The sequence below is a fragment of the Methylorubrum subtropicum genome (genome assembly GCF_038442325.1).
Classification (GTDB): Bacteria; Pseudomonadota; Alphaproteobacteria; order Rhizobiales; family Beijerinckiaceae; genus Methylobacterium; species Methylobacterium subtropicum.
This window is the reverse complement of the sequence record NZ_JBBXMW010000017.1, coordinates 94,982-115,844: the sequence shown is the minus strand read 5'-3', so window position 1 is coordinate 115,844 and position 20,863 is coordinate 94,982. Positions and strand designations below refer to the sequence as shown.

Below are 20,863 nucleotides of genomic sequence, written 5' to 3'. Positions count from 1 at the left end.
CGACGCGCGGCGCGACCGTCTGGCCGAGCAAGGGGCCTGGGCCAACGTCAAGCCGATGCCCAACCGCAAGAACGTCCCTGCCTTCAGTGCCTTCCTGTACAAGTACCGCAATCTGGTCGAGCGGTTCCTCAGCAAGATCAAGCACTTCCGTGCGGTCGCGCCCCGATACGACAAGGACCCGGAAAACTTCCTCGCCACCGTCAAGCTCGCGGCCGTCCGCGTCTGGCTTCGAACTTTATGAGTCCGCGACCTAGCACCTCGTCAAAACGCTGTGCCCAGCCCGCTGCATCCGCTCCCATCATCCGCGTCATGGCCTACCTCCGCCATGACAACGCGCAAAACCCGGCTGTAGTACTAGAGCTGTTGCCGACCGCTGTGAGTCGGTTGGGGTTCCCTGACGAGACGAGATCTGATTCCCTTTGGTCCTCTCGACAGGAGGATCGATGGGGTCACCGTTATCGTCGGATCTGCGCGCGCGCGTCGTGAAGGCCGTGTCCGAGGGCGCCTCGCGCCGTCAGGCCGCCGAGCGGTTCGGGGTCAGTCCCGCCAGCGCTATCCGCTGGCAGGAGAGCTTCGAGCGGGAAGGCCGGGTGGCGGCCAAGCCGCAGGGCGGCGACCGGCGCTCGCAGCACCTCGAAGCGCAAGCCGCGTTCATCCTCGAACTGCGCTTGGATCGACCGACGCTCACCCTTTCGGAGGTGCGCGCCCTGCTGGCCGAACGCGGGATCGCCACCAGCGAGAGCGGCCTGTCGCGCTTCTTCCGGCGCCACGCCGTCACGCACAAAAAAACACACTTCACGCCGCCGAGCAGCAGCGACCGGACGTGAAAGCCGAACGCGAGGACTGGTTCGAGGCTCAGGGCGAACTCGACCCGGACAGGCTCGTCTTCCTCGATGAGACGGCGACCACCACCAACATGGTCCGCCGCGACAGTTGGGCCGTGCGCGGTGAGCGCTGCCGTGTCGCTGTCCCGCACGGCCATTGGAAGACCACCACCGTCACCGCGGCCCTGCGCACCGGCGGGGTGGCGGCCACGGTCCTGTTCGACGGAGCCACCAACGGCATTCGCTTCCGAGCTTACGTCACCGACACCCTGGTGCCCATGCTGAAGCGGGGTGACACGGTGATCATGGACAACCTCGCCGCTCACAAGGTGGCCGGCGTGCGCGAAGTGGCCTGCTGCCGGTTTGGTGGACACCGTCCTAAGCTAATTGGGCACGGTTTTCGAACTCGACAGGGCTGAGGTAGTCCAGAGTTGAGTGCCGCCGCGCCGGGTTGTAGAAGCGTTCGATATAGTCGAACACATCGGCCCGAGCCTCGTCCCGCGTGCGGTAGGTCCGCCGCGCTGTGCGCTCGGTCTTCAGCGAGGAGAAGAAGCTCTCCATCGCAGCGTTGTCCCACACGTTGCCCGACCGGCTCATCGAGCAGGTCACGCCGTGCTCGGTCATCAGACGCTGGAAGGCTTCACTCGTGTATTGTGAGCCCTGATCCGAGTGATGCAGCAGAGCATCCGGCTTGCCTCTGCGCCAGATCGCCATGACGAGCGCATCCGTGACGAGTTGAGCCGTCATGCTCACTTGCATCGACCAGCCCACGACGCGGCGCGAGAACAGATTGATGACGGCGGCGACGTAGAGCCAGCCCTCGGCCGTCCAGATATACGTGAAGTCGGCGATCCACTTCCGGTTCGGGGCGTCGGCCGCGAACCGCCGATCCAGAAGATTGGGCGAGGCGGCGGCCCGCTCTCCCTCGTCCTTCGGTAGCCTCCGTCGGCGCGGTCGCGCTCGTAAGGCGTTCTCGCGCATGATCCGCTCGATCCGGTGCAGCCCGCACGAGACGCCCTCGGCCAACACATCGCGCCAGACGCGCCTTGCGCCGTAGGTGCGGTCGCTGGCCACGAAGCTCGCGTGGGCCTTGCTCAGGATCGCTTCGTCGTCCCGTGTGCGTTGGCTGGGCTGCCGGGTGAGCCAAGCGTGGAAGCCGGAGCGCGAGACGCCCAGCGCCGCGCACATCCACGCAACCGGCCAGACAGCTCGATGCTTTGCGATGAACGCGAACTTCATATCGCGTCCCTCGCAAAGTATGCGGCGGCCTTTTTTAGGATATCACGCTCCGCCTTCAGACGAGCGACCTCCTTGCGCAGGCGATCGATCTCGATCTGCTCGGGCTTCATCTGTCCCTGGCCGGGAAAAGCGTGTTGGGGATCGGCCGCCGCCTGCTTCACCCACCGGTGCAGCATCGTCTCGTGAACATCGAGATCGCGCGCGGCCTGCGCGACACTGACACCACGTTCCCGAACCAGTCGAACCGCCTCGATCTTGAACTCACGTCCGAACTTGCGACGCTGCATGGAGCACCTCCGGCTTCACCATCACACCTAAACCGGGTGTCCGGGAAACCGGCAGCAGGCCAGTCTGCGGATCGCCACCCGCGCCGCGCAGGTTCTGCAGAAATGGGGTTTCCGCCGCGATCCGAGCCGCCTCACTCAGAAGCTCTTGTGCCGAGGCGGCTTGGCTGACCCATGCACAAGCTAGGCTGGCGACAAGCTGACGATGAACCCTCGGCACCAAGCTGACATCCCTGAGCAGGCAACCGCCGTCTCCATGACGGTTTCGCTTATCTCAGGCACGTAACAGGCCGGCAACAGCGTCGGTAGGGCGCGCCGACGGCTAGAATCTGGGATTGCCGCGGTTTGATGGACACCGAGATCGCTTTCGCGTGAGGTGTTTGCCCGATGCCCAAGACCCGCCCCGCATACCCCGCCGAGTTCCGGCGGCAGATGGTCGATCTGGTCCACGCCAGCCGCGACCCCACCGAGCTCGTCCGCGAGTTCGAGCCGTCGCGCCAGACCATCCAGAACTGGGTCGCGGAGGCTGACCGCGGCGAGGGCCGCCGCGAGGCCAAGCCGCCGACAGCCGATCCCGGACTGACGGCGAGCGAGCCCGACGAACTCGTCCGGCTGCGTGGCGAGAACCGACAGTTGAGGTTGGAGCGTGACATCCTCTCTCGCGCGACGGCTTGGTTCGTGCGGGAGACCGGGGTCCTGCCGTCGGGATCTTCCGGTACATGAGCGCCAACCAGGCCGACTTTCCGGTCGCCGCCATGGCCCGTGTGCTCGGCGTGTCGAAGGCCGGTTACTACGCTTGGGCGGGACGAGAGCCCTCGGCGCGGGCGGTTGCCGACGTCGCACTGCTGAAGCGCATCCGTACAGTCCATCTCGGCTCGCGCCAGACCTATGGCGCGCCGCGCGTCCACGCCGATCCGCGCGAGCAAGGCGAGCGCCGTTCTCGAAAGCGCATCGCCCGGCTGATGCGGGAGGCTGGTCTCGTCGGAGCCAGCCATCGGCGCGGCGGTCCCGTGACGACAGGATGCAAGGTCACCCCGATTTTCCGATTTTTTGATGCGCGCAGAAACCCGTAAAGAAATAAAGTTACAGCGGACATCGACTGCGTAATTTTTCAACCAGCGATGGAAAATCTAGATCGCGCACTTAGTAGATGATCAGAAAGTTGCATATCATAAAAATTAACGCGATTTTAGCAGATCAACTTGTAAGAACGTAGCAAGGTGCCGACGTAGATGCGCACCTGACCCAAGCTCAATAATTTGACATGTCGATCTGCGCGCTCGTTCGGGGGGAGGGCAGCTCATGTTCGCTATCAGCTCGCATAAAATGCGTTCGAAGCTTCGAGCGCTCCCAGGCCATCATCGAGTTCGACAGCGCCGCCGCGATGAGTATCGCGGCCTCGTCATGCTGACGGACCTATCTGATGTGACGGAAGCGCGCGCGCATAGTGGCGTAGCACTCGCAGGCCCGGTGGCTGAGGCGGTCCCGACTCATGACCGTGATCCGACCATGGCGCATGAGGATCGTGCCCTCGGCCTGCAGCGTGCGCGAGATCGCGACGACGCTGGTGCGGTTGACGCCGAGCATCCGGCTGAACGCCTCCTGACGCACCGGCAGTACGTCGCTGTCGAGCTGATCCCGGCAGGTCAGCAGCCAGCGGCAGAACCGCTGCTCGAGCGAGTGGCTGGCGTTGCAGGCGGTCAACTGAACCGCGGCGGCGAAGATCGCCTCATAGTAGCGCATGATCCGGTGCCCGAATGTCTCGTCGCGCCGCATCGCCGCTTGACACGCCGCACCGGAAAGCTCCCAGGCCGTACCTTCGACCAGCACCACGGCGCGGCTGATCACATGGCCGCTGCCAAGTGTTGCCGGCAGGCCGAGGGCGCCGTGCCGGCCGACCGTGATCCCGTCGCTTTCCCGGCCGCCTTGCAGCAGCGTGACCAGCGAGACCAGCCTGCTCTCGACAAGCCAGATCCGGTCCAGCATCTGTCCGGACTCGAACAGGACCTCGCCGACGCTCAGCGTTGCCGGCCGGAGTTCGCCCTGCAGGACCTGCGCGGTCGCCTCGTCCAGAGACTGCAGCAGAATGTGCTGCCGCCAGCGCGCGGTGCTCGAGCCGGTCGCCGAACCCGGCCGGGGTCTGTCCGCTCCATCCGGCTCCATACGCACCCCACTTCGACGGCCACGGCATGCCGTGACGCAACCGCGGCTCCGGACTTCCGATGAACCAGCTCTACACCTGCGTCACGCAACAGCACGACCTGCGCCTCGTCGCCGTGGCGGCGCTGATCTGCGGGCTCGGCTGCTACGCGACCTTCACCATCGGTCGTCAGGTGTTCCGCAGGCAGCCCTGGCGGGAACGGTTGGCCTGGGCCTTGACCGGGGTGATTGGCACAAGCTCGGCCATTTGGGCCACCCACTTCATTGCGATGCTGGCTTACGAGCCGGGTATGGCGATCGGCTTCGCCGTTGGTCAGACCGCCGCATCGCTGGGCATGGCCGCCGTACTCGTCGGCCTCGGCGCCGGTCTCGTCGTGATGTGGCCCGGCCTGTCCGGTCGGCTGGTCGGCGGTGCGATCATCGGCCTGGCCATCTCGGCCATGCACTACACCGGCATGGGTGCCTACGCCGTACAGGGCAGCCTCGCATGGGACGCGGCGACGGTTGCCTGGTCCATCGCCGTCGGTGCCGGGTTCGGCAGCCTGGCGATGGGTCTGGCGTTCCACCGCCGCCGTGCGGTGCGCAACCTCGCACCGATGGTCCTGATGCTGGCGGTGTGCGGGACGCATTTCCTCGGCATGAGCGCGGTCACGATCCGCTTTGATCCGCGGGTCGAGATCCCCGGCGGCAGCATGGACACCACCATCCTGTCGATCCTGACCACCAACGCCGTGCTGCTGATCCTCGGACTGTCGCTCGCCGCCCTGCATCTGTGGCGCTTGAACAGGCGGCGGCACGAGGCCGAGAGCCAGCGCCTGCGCGACCTCGCCGATATCGCCGTCGAGGGTCTGATGATCTGCGACGGCAATACGATCTGCGGGATTAATCACAGCCTGGAGCGCGTGCTTGGCCGCTCGAGCGAGGACCTGCTGGGAGGATCGCTGCAGCGCGTGCTTACCGACCTGTCGATAAGCGACATTCCTCGGCATCAGGAGATCGACGCGGTACTCCACGACGCGGCGGGTCTTCCTATCCCGGTTCGTCTCATCGCCCAGTCGATCGTGATCAAGGCCAAGCCGCATACCGTCGTCGCCGTGCGCGACCAGCGTGAGCGGCTGCGGGCCGAAGTGGAGATGCATCGGCTTGCTCACCACGACGCCCTGACCGGCTTAGCCAACCGGCGCCAGTTCAACGAAGCCTTGTCGGCACGCTTCGCATCGCGCCGCAGCGGGGACGACACCTTCGCCCTGATGCTGCTCGACCTCGACCGCTTCAAGACGATCAACGACACGCTCGGCCACGGTATGGGCGATGCGCTGCTGGAGCGCGTTGCGCAGCGCCTGCGACGGGCGATCCGCAGCGACGATCTCGTGGCCCGGCTCGGCGGGGACGAGTTCGCCATTCTCAAGGCCGGCGGCATCGACCTGGCCGAGATCCAGGTTCTAGCCGAACGGGTGCTCGACCTGCTTGGACGTCCGTTCCTGATCGACGGGCACGTCCTCAACATCGGCACCAGCATCGGCATCGCCCTCGCACCCAGCGACGGCCTGACCTCTGGGCAACTGATGGGCAACGCCGATCTTGCCCTGTACGGGGCCAAGGAGGATGGGCGTGGGCGCTATCGGATGTTCGAGGAGAGCATGAACGTGCGCATCCAGGCCCGCCGCTCGCTCGAACTCGATCTCCGCCGGGCCATCGCCCGGCAGGAGTTCACCCTAGTCTATCAGCCTCAGCTCTGTGTCCGGACGGGCACCTACGACGGCGCGGAGGCCCTCATCCGCTGGCAGCACCCGGAGCGTGGCCTGATCCCCCCTGCCGAATTCATCCCGCTGGCGGAGGAGACCGGACTGATCGGCCCTCTCGGCGAATGGGTGCTGCGCACGGTCTGCACCGATGCACTGACATGGCCCAGGCACCTGACCGTTGCGGTCAACCTCTCGCCGGTCCAGTTCCGGGACGCGCGTCTGGCCCAGACGATCCGCACTATCCTGGCCGAAACGGGTCTGCCCGGTGCGCGCCTGGAAGTTGAGATCACCGAGGGCTCGCTGCTGCAGGATGAGCAAAAAACCCTCGCGATCCTGCGCGAGCTGCGCACCCTCGGCATCCGCATCTCGATGGACGATTTCGGCACGGGCTATTCCTCGCTGAGCTACCTGCGCCGCTTCCCCTTCGACAAGATCAAGATCGACCAGTCCTTCGTCCGACAGACGCCGGACGATCACGACAGCGCAGCGATCGTGCGCGCCATCACGATGCTGGGCGCGAGCCTCGGCATGAAGACGACGGCGGAGGGGGTCGAGACCGACGCGCAGTCGCGGTTCGTCATGGATGAGGGCTGCGATCAGCTGCAGGGCTACCTCATCAGCCGACCCATCCCGCTCGCGAGCGTAGCAGCTCTTTTCTCGGAGGCGTTCCCGTGCGTGCAGACAGCTTGAAGGAGCCTCTGGCCTTAACGGTCCACCGGCTCCTTTATCGCAGCGACATGCATCTGACCGGCAGCGAGGCCGACCTGCGCCAAGAGGTGGCCGAGATCGTCCGCCAGTCCGCTGCTCGGAATGCCGAGAGCAACCTGACCGGTGCGCTGCTGCATAGCCGGGGGGTGTTCATCCAGGTGCTGGAAGGGCCCCTGCCGGCCCTCGAGACGACGTTCGAGCGGATCTGCTGTGATCTCCGGCACCGCCGGGTCGAGCTGCTGGAATTCACTCAGGCCGCCGGCCGGGTGTTTCCCGAGTGGTCGATGACGTCCGTGCCGACGGATGGCTCGGCGGAAACGTTGTTTCGGCCGTTCCAGGAAAAGCTCGAGCAGGCGTTCGAGGCGGTCTCGGCGCAGACGGCCATTCACCTGCTGCGGTCCCTCATCGTGGTCGGCTCCGACAGTGATCGGGCCAAGCCGGCTGCCACGAGGTCTGCATCGTCACCCGGAGCTGGGGGGTAGCACTGCGTTAAGTACACCGAGGCACGGATAGCGTCACAGTGCCCCTGTATCGGCTTTTCAGGGTTGTAGAAACAGATTTGCAATCTGACCGGTCATACAACTGACGGCCACCCGGGGGCGGGTGGAAAGGAAAAACGACGTGCCGGACCCTTGACCGTTTTGGAAGCACGATGGGTGAACTGCTGCTGATCACGGACGACTGCCGCCGGGGTGAGCGCCTTGCCCGCGACCTCGGTCCGTTCCGATCGTGCCGGCTGCACGACCTCTACGACGACGTGCCGCCGACGGGATCGCCCGAACTCATCATCACCGACGTCAGCACGCTGACGTCCCCCGCCATCGAGCGGTTGCAGCGTGTCCTCGGTCTCGTTCGTGGACCGGATGTCCCGTTCCTGTTCCTGACGCACGGCAATGCTCCGCGCGCTGCCATGCAGGCACAGATCCTCGGCGCGAACGGCTCTGACCTGACCGGCTGGCTTTGGGCCGGGCTGATTGAGAGGATCAGCCAGGACTGAAGGAGTCGGACATGCGGCGAGGTCAGAAGACGAGTGCGGAGCAGGTGGTTCTGAAGCTGCGCCAGATCGAGGTGCAGACCGCCCAGGGCAAGAGCTTGGCGCTGGCGTGCAAGGAGGCGGAGATCTCCGAGCAGAGCTATTACCGCTGGCGCAAGGAGTACGGCGGCCTGCAGGTCGATCAAGCCAGGAAGATGAAGGATCTTGAGCGCGAGAACGCTCGCCTGCGCCGGCTCGTGGCTGACCTGTCCCTGGAGAAGCAGGTGCTGGCGGACGTCGCCTCGGGAAACTTGTAGCCCCCGAGCGACGCCGGCAGGTGGTGGACGCCATCCAGGAGAAGTATGGTCTCTCGGAGCGCCACGCCTGCCGGATCGTCGGCCAGCACCGCGGCACGCAACGCTACGTGCCGACCGTGCCGGCCGACGAGGATGCACTGACCCGCGCCATCATTGCCCTGGCGTCCGAGTACGGGCGCTACGGCTATCGCCGCGTCACGGCTCTGCTGCAGGCAGCCGGCTGGCAGGTGGGCAAGGATCGGGTTCAACGCATCTGGCGTCGCGAGGGGCTGAAGGTCCCCAGCCGACAGAGACCCCGCAGCCGCCTGTGGCTGAACGACGGCTCCTGCGTACGACTGCGCCCGCTCTACCGCAATCATGTCTGGAGCTTCGACTTCGTTCAGGCGCAAACCTATGACGGGCGAAGCCTGCGCATCCTGACGCTGATCGACGAGCACAGTCGGGCCTGTCTGGCGTTGAAGGTGGCACGGCGCATCAACAGCCTCGGTGTGATTGAGGCGCTGGCCGACGCGATGTGCCTACACGGCATCCCGGAGCATATCCGTTGTGACAACGGCCCTGAGATGATCTCGAAGGCACTGCGCAAGTGGGTCGCCAAAGCTGGCTCACAAATCCAGTACATCGCGCCGGGCTCGCCGTGGGAGAACGGGTACTGTGAGAGCTTTAACGGAAAGCTGCGGGACGAGTGCCTGAGGCAGGAGATTTTCTACTCGCTGAAAGAGGCGCAGGCCGTGATCGGTCTCTGGCAGAACACCTACAATCGCGTCCGGCCGCACTCATCCTTGGGCTACCGACCGCCCGCGCCGGTCACCTTCCCGGATCTGGCCTTCCGGCTACCCATGGCCGCCACCATGCAGTAGCCTCTCAATCGGCCCGGTCCAAAATACCGGTCAGGTCAACGCCGATGTCGTGCTCAATCAGGACGATTGCCGTGCCGTAGCTCTCCCGCGCGGCGAGGATGAACCCGCTCAATTCGCCGGAATGGCGATTATCGCTGCCCCATGAATGACTTGCGTTTATAAGGGCATGACGGACAAATAAAGAACGATAGCAGAATGAACCGAGAGCTTGTAAAACGCCCACAAGCCCTGTGCCTAGGGTTTTCAGCTCGGAGTTCAGCGCTCCCATATGTGAAAGCGCGACCTTAAACGCACAATTATGCCACGCGTAGTTCCGGCGCTGAAACGAGCAGCGAGCGATATTCAGCTATTGGCCGCGGCTTACCGGTCAAATATCCCTGTATCTCCGCACACCGATGCTGGCGCAGGAAAGATAGCTGATCCTCAGTCTCGATACCCTCCGCGATCACACGCACGTTCAGGCTTTCACCCAGACTGATGATTGCACGCACAATCGCACTGCCTTTGCCGGCGACACCGATCTCGCCTACGAACGATCTATCGATTTTGATCTTGTCGAATGGAAAGGCCTGCAGCGTGGCTAGCGACGAGTAGCCAGTACCAAAGTCATCAATCGAGATACGCACGCCAAGAGCTTTCAGATCGCGCAGCATCTCTTGTGAGTGCATTGTGCTTTTTAAGAACAAACTTTCAGTCACTTCAAGCTCTAGGCGACTTGCACATAAGCCCGTATCACTCAGTGTTGTCTCAATGACGTCACGTAGGTTTGATTGCTGAAACTGCGCGATTGAAATGTTCACAGCGATACCTAGGGGCTTCGCCCAGGTTGCTGCTTCGCGGCAAGCTTCGCGCAATACCCATTCGCCCAGCGGGATAATTAGTCCCGTTTCCTCTGCAATCGGCACGAACTGTGCGGGCGAGATAGGTCCACGGATAGGATGTGTCCAACGCACAAGTGCTTCGAAGCCGCAAGCCTTATGCGAGGCAACCTCATACTGCGGCTGATAGTGTAATTCGATCTGTGAAGTGCCGATTGCGGCGCGCAGATCTTGTGCTAGCTGATGTCGGTCGCGAGCCGCTGCATCCATCGCTGGTTCAAAAAAGCTATAGCCTCCCTTGCCCTCAGCCTTGGCGCGATACAGCGCCATGTCCGATGCGGAGAGGAGCTTCTCATAGCTGCTGCCATCGCGCGGGAACGACGCGATCCCGACACTGCAACCGACGTCGATCCGCCGATCATGCTCGAGATAGGGCACAGAAAGAGCGTCGATAACGGACTGCGCAGCGGTCGCCGGTGTCTTGTAGTTATTGAATCCCGTTGCCAGGATTGCGAACTCGTCGCCCCCAAGGCGTGCGGCGACACAGCGTTCGCCGAGCAGACCCTGGAGGCGGGCGGCGACCTCGGTGAGTAGTCGGTCTCCAACAGGATGACCGAACAGATCGTTGACCTGCTTGAAGCCGTCAAGGTCAAGACAGAGAAGGGCGATTTCATCACCGGTCCTTGCGCAGATCGCTAGCTCTCGCTGGACAACCTCCTCGAATTGCACACGATTCGGCAATTTCGTCAGGGCGTCATGCCGTGCAAGAAAGCGTAGGCGCTCCTCGTTATGTCGTCGCTCCGTGACGTCCTCGTGCGTGCAGATCCATCCTCCACCTGGGACGGAAACTCTCACGACGCTAATGCTGCGATCGTCAGACAGGTGGACGATTCGCGCGGCGAGCGGCGTCGCATCCAATTCCGGAGGCGTGACAACAATATCCCATGCCCCCGCCGCATCCCCGCGCTGATTGAGAACATGGTGGCGCAACTCCTCGGCTTTGGTGCCCGGCGCGCGCATATCAGGGGGGATGGCATAGAGGCCGGCAAAGCGGTCGTTCATGACCACAAGCCTCTTGTCAGCGTCGAAGAGGCACAACCCCTGGACCATGTTATTGAGCGCTACGCCGAAGCGCTCGTATTGGGTGCGTAACTCGTGCTCACTGCGGACGCGTTCCTCCGCGCCCGCAAGTCGCCTTTCGGCGCGAGACTGTCGTAGGACAAGCCAGTAGAGCGCCCAGATACATGCCGTGATCAGTACCGCTGCCGCCCCAACAACGAAAACCTGTTGGTAAAACGAGGCAAGGCTCGCTTCGACAGTACGACTGATGCTCAGGATCAAGGGGAAATTAGCAAGAGCTTTGGTGGCGATGAGTCGTTCATGACCATCAATCGGACTTACGTTCCGCAGAACGCCACTCGCTTGCTTTTTTGCCGCGATCAGTGCGGCCCCTGTCGTCGAGAAAATTTTACCTATCGTGCCCTCTTTGTGGGGGTGCCGCACAAGTAACATACCGTCGTTGCGGAACACGGAAACAACAGCGTCGGCAGCAGGGGTGATTTGCTTGTAAAGGCGTTCGAAGTATCCGAGCTCAACCGCCCCCAGCACAAGGCCAAGAAATGCCCCGTCCGGCGCAGCCACTTTACGGGCGACGTAGATTGTCCAAACGCCGTCGCCGCGGTTCTGAACCGGCTGGCTTATGAAGCGTTGCATTGAAGGGTCAGCAACTAACGCCTTAAAATAATCTCGGTCCGCAATATTGATATCGGGAATCGGCCAAAATCGGGTAAAGTTCAGAAGTTTACCGGTGCGATCAACGATCGTAATAGCATTGACCTGTGGCAGCGCAGCGACACGAGCTTTGAGCGCTAAATGCATGTCCTTTCGGCTAGCTGCGATTGCGAAGTCCGCAGGAGTAGAGACATTTGCTTCATGCATGCCCCGAATTATGGCATCCTGAACCATCTCCATGGACTGCAGAGATCGATCGGCCTGATCGGCGAGGACTGTCGACAGCCCAACTAAGCTGTGCTCGACGTCGTGAACGGCTTGACGATGCATATCGGCGATGAAAATCGATGTACCCGCCGCCAACACCATGCTCAGGATGATGAACGGAGCAACGAAGCTCATAACAGGCCGTACATTGTACGCGGACGCGAGCGTCGACCAAACTTTTCGCACTGGCATCGCACTCATCCTACGCCATCGCGCGTTGTAGTGACCTCCTGCTTTCGAATCGTTGAAGATCGAAAAAATCAATCCACCGGTCCAATGCCAAGGCTAGAGCAGGGTGAACAAAGCCTTGCGCTGTCATCATTTCCGGGCCGCCGCCATGTGTAGGATCGCGGCCTGCCCACTGGTTTTTCGGTCAGCAAACCGGGCGTACCGCTCGATCATCGCCATCGACATGCCGATCACGTCTTGGATCTGAGCGGTGCTCAGGCCCGCGCGGCGCAGGCGGACAACGGCGGTGGCGCGCAGGCCGTGCAGTATCACGTCCTTCAGCGCCGGGATCGCCTCGCGCTGCGTGTCGAAATGCTTTGAGAAGAGCTTTCGCGTGAATGGCCGGCCGGAGGCCTGCCGGACGAACGGGCCTGGCGCCTTCTCCCATCCTGACATCTCGGTCGCCAGCTCGGCGACGATCGGGCACCAGACCTCGCGCCCGGTCTTCTGCTGCGCCAGCCGGAAGCCGTTCTCGTCGATATCGGTCCAGCCGAGCCGGACGACGTCCGAGCCACGCTGCCCGGTGTAGATCATCAGCATGACGCCGCGGCGGACGTGACCGGTCAGGTGCTCGTGTGCGGCCGCGTTCTGCGCGTCCGTCCAGGGCTTGTGACCGCTTGTTGCGGCGTAGGGCTCGATCCCGTCGGTGATCGAGGCCGTCAGGTGGTCGCGCACCAGTGCCCAGGTCGAGACGGCGCGCATAGCGCCGAGGAAGTTGTTCGCCGCACCCGGCCGCTCGGCGAGCCCATCGACCACGCCACGGATCATGCTGGCGCGCAGTGTGGGGAAGGAAAGGACGCGGCCGATCATGCCTCGGCCCTCAAATAGCGGGTCTTAAGGCGGCCGCAGATCGCGGCGTCGAAGTCGAGGGTCAGCCGACCGTCCGAGCCGTACTCGTGGCGCTCCAGGCCATTGAGCCAGACATCGACGTGGGTCACCCACGCGAGAGCGAGGCCCTTCGCGGGCAGGTTCTCGATTGTGGCAGGTAGAGCTTCGGCGGCATCGATAAGCGCGTTGCGCCGGTCGGCGTGACGATCGAACTCGGCCTGCCCAACGGTGGTATCGTCGAGATTGGGAAGCGCCGCCCATTCTCGCCATGCCGAGATGAGCTGATCGAACAGCGATAGCTGGACGGTACCTGCCGCCTGTTGGCTCGGCCCCGCGGCATCGCTGCCGGCATCGCCACCTGACCGAGCGTTCGCTTCGTCACCCCATGCCCAGTCCGGAATGCGGCCGGGCCGATCATGGAGCGCGGCGCGCTCCCGCTCGCGAAAGTCCGGCTCGTTGCCGTACCCCATGAAGTCCGGTGGCGGGCTTGCACCCGTCACCGATAGAATGGCCCGCGCCGCCGAGACTGGGACGAACTCGTCGTCGCCTTCGTCGACGCCGCAGACCGCCCCCTCTGTGTGAAGGGCCAAGGCCAGCCCGATCACCGCCAGCCCCTCGGTCGTCTTCGGGGGCGCCATTGCGAAGGTGTCGGAGATCAGGGTGCAATTCGCGTTTCATAAGTTGAGCAATGGCACCTTCATCGGCATCGACAAGATTGAGATGCACTGAGGGCGGTTCATGCATAAAATTAAACCAAAAGATGCATTACGATTAAAGTTCGCGCTTTACCGTGAGCCCTCAACTCACCGACATATCACTGAAATCTATAGTTGAAATCACGAAAATTTCAATGAAAGACTAATTCGAACATTTAATCAAAGACAGCAATGTATTAACTATTATGATAGCTAGTACACTTTGAAAGCGAAAATGCCGGGTGCGCTGATGAAATTTTTCCGCAACGCCAAATTGATCGTGAAGATTGCCATTCCGCTTACCATGACCATGGTGATCAGCGCGGGGCTGGTCACCTACGCAAGTTCAATCATGAGTACGCTCTCCAAGCGGACAGCAGGAATTGTAGACTTTCAGGGCGGTAGACTTGATGCCCTGATGCATTTGCGGGGTGGTGTAACCGAGGCAGCACTAATGGATCGCAATATGCTCTTGGAGCAGGATCTTCAAAAGGCAGAGCGGTTCAAAGATCTGCAGCAGAGCGCAATGACCGAAGCGCGAGAGGCGATCAGCCGACTGGTCACTCTGTCCGACTCGCCGGAGCGACGCACCGCCAACGAGAACACGCGTCATGACATCGAGGCTTACTTCGCCATCCTCGACCGCGTGAGCGATCTTAGGGTGAGCGGTCAGCGCGAGGCGGCTTTTAAACTTGCTCGGGACGTAGGCATTCCGGCGCGTCGGCAGCTGAATGTATGGATGAACGAGCGAGCCACTGTTCAGGCGAACGAACTTGCCGCTGCGAAGGCGCAGGGGCTGGATGAGGCGGTGGCCGGCACGTACACTCTAATCGGGGCGGCAGTTGCAGGTCTCCTGAGCGCTCTGGTGCTGGCCGGCCTGATTGTTTTGCGCGCGATTAACCGGCCGCTCGGCAGACTGGTTGGCGTTCTGCAACGCATGGCGCAGGGCGAGATCGATGCCCACATTGAGGAAGCCATCCGCGGTGACGAAATCGGCGCGGTTGGTCGAGCGGTTGAGGGAATCAAGACAATGGTGGCCCGCAAGGCAGCCGAGGAGGCCGAAGTTCGCCGCCGCGCTGACGAAGCGGCTGCTGCCGAACGCAAGCGTACGATGATGGAGCTCGCGGACGGGTTTGAGGGCGCAGTAGGTGGCATCGTGGGCTTGGTCTCAGCTTCGGCCACCGAGCTGCAAGCTACGGCCCAGCAGATGACCGCCTCGGCGACCGAGACGGCATGCCAATCCACGGCTGTCGCAGCCGCAGCCGAGCAGGCTTCAGCGAATGTGAACACCGTAGCTTCGGCCGCCGAGGAACTGGGCGCCTCCGTGCAGGAGATCGGTCGACAGGTTTCTGGCTCGTCGGACTTGGCGCAGGTCGCCACGAGCGAAGCGGATCAGACTGCGTTGCAAGTTCACGAACTGAGCATGGCGGTTACCAAAGTTGGCGACGTCGTCCAATTGATCTCAACCATCGCGGCTCAGACCAACCTCTTGGCGCTTAATGCCACGATTGAGGCGGCGCGGGCCGGCGAAGCCGGGCGCGGCTTCGCCGTGGTCGCTGCCGAGGTCAAGGAGCTAGCAAACCAAACTGCGCGGGCCACAGACGAGATCTCGAGCCAGATTAATCTCATTCAGAGCGCAACGACGCGAGCGGTCGAGGCAATTGGTGGTATTACGGAGCGCATCAAGCAGATCAACACAGTCGCAATGACGATTTCGGCTGCAGTTGAGGAACAAGGGGCGGCAACACAGGAGATCGTGCGCAATGTTGCCCAGGCTTCGACAGGGGCGTCGGAAGTGACGAGCAACATCGCAGGTGTGGCACAGGCTTCAGAGCAAACTGGTGCTGCAGCGACCCAAGTGCTCGACTCAGCATCAGAGCTTTCTCGGCAGTCAGAGCATCTCTCGGCCGAGGTTAAGCGCTTTCTTGCTACGGTACGCGCCGCCTAAACGTACAGTCCCTTCCAAACTTGTGGTCCCGCCCGCTCAATGGTGGGATCATTTCTACAATGGCCTTCGGGAAGCGCTCACGGGTGCCCGGCGTAGTTCGTGTCGGGCCGCCGCTGGCGTAGCGTTCCCCAAATGTGTGCATTGTGCGCCGCCGTACTATTCTTGCGGTGCGGCATGCACTACGCTGGTCTCGTTCCTCCCAAGGACACGGACTACCGCCCCGCCTCGGTTCGCCGCGGCGGGGTTTTTCCTATGGGCATATGTCAAATAACTTCGACCAGTAACATATTATGCATCATGTTGCTTCTGCACGCCCGATCAGCGTGCGCAAGCTGCTGAATGCCAGGACTGGCCCCGCCCGGCACCGCCGCGGTGGGGTTTTTTGTACCAACCATTTGCCGCACTCCATCTAACATAAGTTGCGACTTGCCTCGCTTGCGCTCTACGATGTCTCAGCTCTTTGCGAGACACCCGATTGCCCGATGCGCCCACCCTCGAAGATAATCCCGACCTCGATCCCGAAGAGACGCTGGTTCGCATCTGGGCGCATTGTGCGGATCGAACCTACCAGTGACGGCCCTGCTGCCGAGCCTGGGTATACCGAACCGGCCTGCCGCGTCCGCGACGAAGGCTACGACCTCGACTGCGTGTCGCAGCGGTGTGTCACGCCGAACGATACGTTCGACGGTCGCGATGCCCATGAGCACGCCGAGCGTTCCGACATAGCAGCTGGCGTCCGAAGCGGTGTCGACGTGACCTCCGATAACGATGGCCGGGCCTCCGGGGACCGCCCCCTCAAGTCAGCCGATGAGATTGCCGGCGGGATCGCGCCGGGCCGACAGGCCGGCCTCCTCCATTCAACCGAGGACGAGTGCCTCGGCCTCGGCCTGCTGGGGGCTGAAGACGCGCCGCGTCAGGTTCCACGGGTAGGCGCTGACCCGGGCGAGGCGTTCGATATGGTCGATGACCGTCTCGGCCATGCTCACGACATTGCACCGATGGTGACGATGACGAATTCGGTTGGCATGATGGCACTCCGCACCATGACGTGACAAGACCCGGGTCGACCACGCCAGCCCGCGACCCATCCGTCGTGGGAAATGGCAGCCTCAAACTTAGTGCAGAGGAATCTGACACGACGAACTTTGCGACGCTCATGCAAAGCGATGTCAGATTGTAACAATCGCGCCTCTTGGCCCGTCTTCGGCGGCGTCAGGAACGAGAATGCCGTGGGGATGGCGCCAGGCCGAACCGATCGCCGAACGGCCGCCCGGATGATTTTCAGTCTGATGGCTCTGGAGCGGCGTGCGGGCCCGAGTGACCTGACCGGCTGGCGTCATTTCCTAAACGCATCGAGCGTGTAGGTGGGCACCGAAGAGCTGAGAGCGTCGCGCCTGCCACTCAACCCGCAGCACGCCGATTGCGGATCACCGAGAGCAGCGCCCCGTAGATGCAGGCTGCGAGCGCGCCCATCAGGACCAACAGGGTGATCGTCCGGTTCCAGAGCCGGTCGAGGCCGAGATCGGTGGTGACGAGGTCGGGCCGAGCCGGATCGGCCATCACCCCGACGCCGTAGTCGCCTGCGTGCAGGCCGGCGAACACGTAGTTCACCCGCCGCGTCACGCTGCCCTGGGCCGTGCGCAGATTCAGCGTCACGTCGCAGATGTGGATCACGAGCTTGGTGCTGCACTTGCCTTCGCTCACCCGAGCCTGCGGGGCTGGCTGCGCGGTCTCACGCATCTGCCAGTCGGAGACCACGACGGGCGCCGTGAACCAAGCGCTGGCCCCCAGGATACCGCCGAGCGTTAGGACGCCGAACAGCACGAAGAACATGGCGGTCCAGCCCATACGTTCGGGCGGCAGGCGCAGGGAATCGGACGTCCGGGTCGTCTCGGGCTTCGGGGATACGCTCATCGGCTCCTCAGGCAGGCTGTGCTTCGGAAGGAGTTGCGCGGGCCGTGCCAGTCTCGGTAGGCGTCCGCTCGGTCGAGGCCTGCTCCGCCAGGATCCGGCGGGCCTGGTGGGCTGCCTGGTAGCGGCCGATCAGGTCGGCGAAATCCTGCGGCTTCATCCCGCGCGGCAGGCCGACCGAGACGGTGACGATGCCGCGCTTGCGATCGAGCTTCACGTTGCGGCCGCCGGGGACGCGCTGCGGGAAGGCGGCTTCGGGCGGCAGCAGCAAGCGGGTCACCATCGTGCTCTGACTGAGCGTCATGTCGAGATCGGCCACAGCCTCCCAGGGAATCATCCGGTCGAGGCCCGGCGCCTTGAGCCCCTCCGGACTCAGGGTCAGGGCGAGCGGATCGCCCCGCCACAGGATGAAGCCGCCGACCGCGCCGAAGAGCGCAGCGAACGTGAGCGCCACCGCGAGGACGATGCGAGCCTCATGAGGCGAAATCCCCGGGATGCGGAACAGGGCCAGGGCAAGCGCCACAGCGGCGAACAGGCCGCCGCCCACCGCCAGCGCAAGCCCGCGGGCGCGGTGGTTGGCGTGAAGCACTTGCTCTTCGTTGCCGACCCCCGCGACCGTCGCCTCCAGATGCGCCCGCACGGCCGCCTCTTGCGCGCGGACCGCGCCGAGGAAATCGCCGCTTGCCGCCCGGCACAGCCCGGCCGGGTCGGCGAAGTAGGCGGCGAGCTGCCCCAGCGCATGGGGCGGTGGCGCGACGCCGGCCGCTGCCAGAAGATCGGCGTCGATCGTCCGCCCCAGGGCCGCGATGCGTTCGCGCGTCGGCGGGTGCGTGTCGGTGGGGTGAGGTTGCTCCTGCTCCAGATGAGCCGCGGGATCGTCGAGGCCGCGCGTGCCGGCGCGATCGAGGATCGCCGCTACGAGGTCAGGCGGAGCCGAGCAAGGCACATCGGCCGCCTCGTCCAGGGTCTCGGTGATACGGGGACCCAGCGCGCCGCTACGCAGGAGCGCCCGCGCGGAGGCCTCCGTCGAGGTCGCCCCGGCACCGGCCGCGTCGGCCGCGAACTCGCGCACCCGGCTCCAGTGGCGCACGGCAAGGTGGAAACGCTCCATCACGAACAGGCCGAGCCGCACCGACGGCCCGAGCAGGCCGAGCGAGCCCTGCTGGCCCCTCGCCACGGCTTCGAGGGAGCGCCCGACGCCGGCATAAATCGGCAGGAAGCGTGCGCTGTAAGCGGTATCGCCCCCGGCATAGTGGGCGAGTTCGTGGCCGAGGATCGCCGCGATCTCGTCGCCGCGCATCAGGGCGAGATGGGGCAGCGGCACGTACAGGATGCGGCCTGTAAGCTGGGTGCCGCCCGGCTCCAGCACGGCGTGGCCTGCGGTGACGAAGAAGCCTTCGGTCAAGCCCACGACCAAAGCCTCGGGTTTGAGCGCGCCCATCCGCTCGGCGAGCCCTTCGGTGAGCCGCCACAGGCCCGGCGCCTCGGCGGGTGAAATCCGGCGACCGAGGATCGGCAGCGGGTCGGGTTCGAAAGCGTCGAGCGCGCGGCGCAGTCCGAGAAGCGCACCGCCGGCGGCGATGATCACGGCGCCGACGGCCACGGCGGCGAGCGCCAGCAGCTTCATCCCGCCACTGCTGAGGCCGCCCGGCACGAACATCCCGGCTTCGAACAGGATCACGGCGACGAAGCCCGCGGTCGCGGCCAGGATCTGGACGGCGAGGAGGGCGGGAAGCACCCGGCGCATCACCGAGAAACCGCGCACCAGCGCGTCTCGCGAGCGGCGGCCCAGCCCTCCGAGTAAGGCGCCGGCCAGCAGCACGATCAGGGAGAGTGCAGCGGCAACGCCGCCGCCCACCACCGCGACCGGCGGGAGCAGCCGGCGCCAGTCCATCACGGTGGCGAGCGTTCCGGCCTCGTCCCGCGCCTCGCGCGCCTTCACCACGGCATAGGGCCCGCCGTAGTTCTGGCCGTTGTGGCGGAACTGCATGCGGTAATCAGGCCGCCCGTCTCGCGGCGAGCGGGCCTCCAGATCCGCCACGACCCTAGAAAGCCGGTCGCGCTCGGCTGCGAACTCGGCCCCATCGTCGGCGCCGCGCTGCCCCTCCCAGAGGCCGAGCAGCAGGATCGCGAGCGGAAGCAGCACGGTGGCCGCGACGAGCCCCCCAAGGGTGCGAGAACGCGAAGGCGCGCGCGAAGTCGTGGCCTCGGAAATGGTCACCTCCTGAAGCACCGGAAGATCGGCGGCGACACTGTGCACGGGCAGCGTATCAAGCGAAGCAAACACGGCACCTTCGCAAAGAAAGCGCCCGCGAAAGCTTGCCCTTGAGCCGGGAGAAAGGGCGCAATTAGAGCCGTGATTTGTTCGGCGGTAGGATTCCTACCTTACTCTGCGTTTGCGTCAACCTGTTGCTGCTCAGCTCGCTGTTCCATCGCGGCTTGAGGGCGGTGCCGATCTCTCGTGCGCGTACTACGACAGCGCATCTTCGCGGAGCCCTTCCATACCCGCTTCCATCCTGACGTTCTCGATCCTCGCTGCCCTGGTCCTCCCGGCTGATCCTCTCGATCAGCCCAGTCTAAAGCCAACCGATTAGGTCAGATGCCGGATGTTCGATCCGCCATGCCAACCCGCTTTTCGTATCTACAATCAGATTGACCGGCCGGGCAGCAAATCGTAGATACAGATATGCAGATCGTTTGGGACGAGCCGAAGCGGGAGACGAACCTCGCCAAGCACGGCCTGGACTTCGCAGCGTTCGCCGACGGCTTCGACTTCGATGGCGCCGTGGTGGTGGCCGCCAGCCCAAGTGCTTTCGGCAGCACCCGGATCAAGCTGCTGGGCGAGTTCGAGGGTCGGTTGATCGTTGCCGCGGTCGTCGCGCCGCTCGGTAGCGAGGCTCTGTCCCTGGTCAGCCTGCGCCCGGCCAGCCGTAAAGAGCGGAGGATCTATGAGGATGCCTGAGATCAACCTGCCCCCGATCACCGACGAGGATGAGGCCCGTATCCAGGCCGGAATCGCGGCTGATCCTGACAACCCCGAGACGACGGAGGACGAGGCCCGCGGCGCGCGGCCGTTCCGCGAGGCGTTCCCGGAGATGGCGGCCGGCCTGCGCCGCTCACGCGGCCCGCAGAAAGCGCCGACGAAGCAGCTCGTGAGCCTGCGCCTGGATCAGGACGTGCTCGAGCAGTTCAGGGCGACCGGGCCCGGTTGGCAGTCGCGGATGAATGACGCGCTCCGACGCGCAGCACGCGACCTTTTCGCCGCCTGAGGATCACCGGCGGCTCGATGTCGAGGGAGAGCGCCATGTAGGATTTCGAGACATAGGC

Annotated in this window: 18 protein-coding genes and 2 pseudogenes; 12 read left to right on the top strand and 8 right to left on the bottom strand. The window is 63.9% G+C overall.

The features are described from left to right. Positions 1–241 (top strand): annotated as a pseudogene (locus AAHG03_RS20915) (IS5/IS1182 family transposase); the annotation flags it as partial. A 202-nt stretch (positions 242–443) separates the two neighbouring features. After that, positions 444–1,171: pseudogene (locus AAHG03_RS20910) on the top strand (IS630 family transposase); the annotation flags it as partial. Positions 1,172–1,202: 31 nt separating this feature from the next. On the opposite strand, the gene AAHG03_RS20905 reads toward AAHG03_RS20910, so the two are convergent. Beyond that, a protein-coding gene (locus AAHG03_RS20905) for an IS3 family transposase (protein WP_342152914.1) occupies positions 1,203–2,350 on the bottom strand; the annotation gives its coding sequence in 2 pieces (ribosomal slippage) (positions 1,203–2,101 and positions 2,101–2,350; 1,149 coding nt in all). A 384-nt stretch (positions 2,351–2,734) separates the two neighbouring features. Here AAHG03_RS20905 and AAHG03_RS20900 point away from each other — a divergent pair. Both AAHG03_RS20900 and AAHG03_RS20895 read left to right on the top strand, forming a co-directional pair. After that, positions 2,735–3,070, top strand: coding sequence for a transposase (locus AAHG03_RS20900; RefSeq protein ID WP_342152913.1), 336 nt, complete (start codon positions 2,735–2,737; stop codon positions 3,068–3,070). After that, positions 3,067–3,420 carry an IS3 family transposase gene (locus AAHG03_RS20895; RefSeq protein WP_342152912.1) on the top strand — a complete coding sequence of 118 codons (354 nt, stop codon included), beginning with the start codon at positions 3,067–3,069 and terminating at the stop codon, positions 3,418–3,420. Before AAHG03_RS20900 ends, AAHG03_RS20895 begins: the two co-directional genes overlap by 4 nt. Before the next feature lie 343 nt (positions 3,421–3,763). Here the strand turns inward: AAHG03_RS20895 and AAHG03_RS20890 are convergent, their stop codons facing one another. Next, entirely contained in the window at positions 3,764–4,510 is a 747-nt protein-coding gene (locus tag AAHG03_RS20890) for a Crp/Fnr family transcriptional regulator (RefSeq protein WP_342152910.1), read from the bottom strand. A gap of 59 nt (positions 4,511–4,569) precedes the next feature. Here AAHG03_RS20890 and AAHG03_RS20885 point away from each other — a divergent pair, with 59 nt between their 5' ends. The 4 genes from AAHG03_RS20885 (at position 4,570) to AAHG03_RS20870 (ending at position 9,110) form a co-directional block, all read left to right on the top strand. Then, positions 4,570–6,942: a bifunctional diguanylate cyclase/phosphodiesterase gene (locus AAHG03_RS20885; RefSeq protein ID WP_342152908.1), complete on the top strand. Its 2,373-nt coding sequence runs from the start codon at positions 4,570–4,572 to the stop codon at positions 6,940–6,942. Next, positions 6,924–7,442, top strand: coding sequence for a BLUF domain-containing protein (locus tag AAHG03_RS20880; RefSeq protein WP_342152907.1), 519 nt, complete (start codon positions 6,924–6,926; stop codon positions 7,440–7,442). The genes AAHG03_RS20885 and AAHG03_RS20880 overlap by 19 nt, the downstream gene beginning before the upstream one ends. 170 nt (positions 7,443–7,612) lie before the next feature. Next, positions 7,613–7,957: a hypothetical protein gene (locus AAHG03_RS20875; protein ID WP_342152906.1), complete on the top strand. Its 345-nt coding sequence runs from the start codon at positions 7,613–7,615 to the stop codon at positions 7,955–7,957. An 11-nt stretch (positions 7,958–7,968) separates the two neighbouring features. Continuing rightward, a protein-coding gene (locus AAHG03_RS20870; protein WP_342152905.1) for an IS3 family transposase occupies positions 7,969–9,110 on the top strand; the annotation gives its coding sequence in 2 pieces (ribosomal slippage) (positions 7,969–8,236 and positions 8,236–9,110; 1,143 coding nt in all). Between the two features lie 4 nt (positions 9,111–9,114). Here AAHG03_RS20870 and AAHG03_RS20865 read toward each other — a convergent pair. The 4 genes from AAHG03_RS20865 to AAHG03_RS20850 form a co-directional block, all read right to left on the bottom strand. Then, positions 9,115–9,378, bottom strand: a complete 264-nt coding sequence (locus AAHG03_RS20865; RefSeq protein WP_342152903.1) for a hypothetical protein — start codon at positions 9,376–9,378, stop codon at positions 9,115–9,117. 28 nt (positions 9,379–9,406) lie between these two features. After that, the gene (locus tag AAHG03_RS20860) at positions 9,407–12,061 is read right to left on the bottom strand and encodes a bifunctional diguanylate cyclase/phosphodiesterase (protein ID WP_342152902.1); all 2,655 of its coding nucleotides are present in this window, start codon (positions 12,059–12,061) and stop codon (positions 9,407–9,409) included. 183 nt (positions 12,062–12,244) lie between these two features. Continuing rightward, positions 12,245–12,964 carry a tyrosine-type recombinase/integrase gene (locus tag AAHG03_RS20855; RefSeq protein WP_342152900.1) on the bottom strand — a complete coding sequence of 240 codons (720 nt, stop codon included), beginning with the start codon at positions 12,962–12,964 and terminating at the stop codon, positions 12,245–12,247. Further along, positions 12,961–13,620 (bottom strand): hypothetical protein, encoded by a 660-nt coding sequence (locus AAHG03_RS20850; RefSeq protein WP_342152899.1) that lies wholly within the window; start codon positions 13,618–13,620, stop codon positions 12,961–12,963. Before AAHG03_RS20850 ends, AAHG03_RS20855 begins: the two co-directional genes overlap by 4 nt. 307 nt (positions 13,621–13,927) lie before the next feature. Here AAHG03_RS20850 and AAHG03_RS20845 point away from each other — a divergent pair, with 307 nt between their 5' ends. Both AAHG03_RS20845 and AAHG03_RS20840 read left to right on the top strand, forming a co-directional pair. Next, positions 13,928–15,625 (top strand): methyl-accepting chemotaxis protein, encoded by a 1,698-nt coding sequence (locus tag AAHG03_RS20845; RefSeq protein WP_342152916.1) that lies wholly within the window; start codon positions 13,928–13,930, stop codon positions 15,623–15,625. Positions 15,626–16,107: 482 nt separating this feature from the next. Next, a complete protein-coding gene (locus tag AAHG03_RS20840; RefSeq protein ID WP_342152898.1) occupies positions 16,108–16,677 on the top strand; it encodes a hypothetical protein in 570 nt (189 codons plus the stop codon). A gap of 349 nt (positions 16,678–17,026) precedes the next feature. Here the strand turns inward: AAHG03_RS20840 and AAHG03_RS20835 are convergent, their stop codons facing one another. Then, positions 17,027–17,539 (bottom strand): hypothetical protein, encoded by a 513-nt coding sequence (locus AAHG03_RS20835; RefSeq protein WP_342152896.1) that lies wholly within the window; start codon positions 17,537–17,539, stop codon positions 17,027–17,029. A 7-nt stretch (positions 17,540–17,546) separates the two neighbouring features. Continuing rightward, on the bottom strand, positions 17,547–19,682 hold the full coding sequence (locus AAHG03_RS20830) for a M48 family metallopeptidase (protein WP_342152895.1): 2,136 nt from the start codon (positions 19,680–19,682) through the stop codon (positions 17,547–17,549). Positions 19,683–20,222: 540 nt separating this feature from the next. Between AAHG03_RS20830 and AAHG03_RS20825 the strand changes: the two genes are divergently transcribed. Together AAHG03_RS20825 and AAHG03_RS20820 are read left to right on the top strand one after the other, a co-directional pair. Then, complete coding sequence (locus AAHG03_RS20825) at positions 20,223–20,498, top strand: BrnT family toxin (RefSeq protein WP_342152893.1); 276 nt, start codon at positions 20,223–20,225, stop codon at positions 20,496–20,498. Continuing rightward, complete coding sequence (locus AAHG03_RS20820) at positions 20,485–20,805, top strand: BrnA antitoxin family protein (protein ID WP_342152892.1); 321 nt, start codon at positions 20,485–20,487, stop codon at positions 20,803–20,805. The genes AAHG03_RS20825 and AAHG03_RS20820 overlap by 14 nt, the downstream gene beginning before the upstream one ends. Positions 20,806–20,863: the final 58 nt, after the last annotated feature.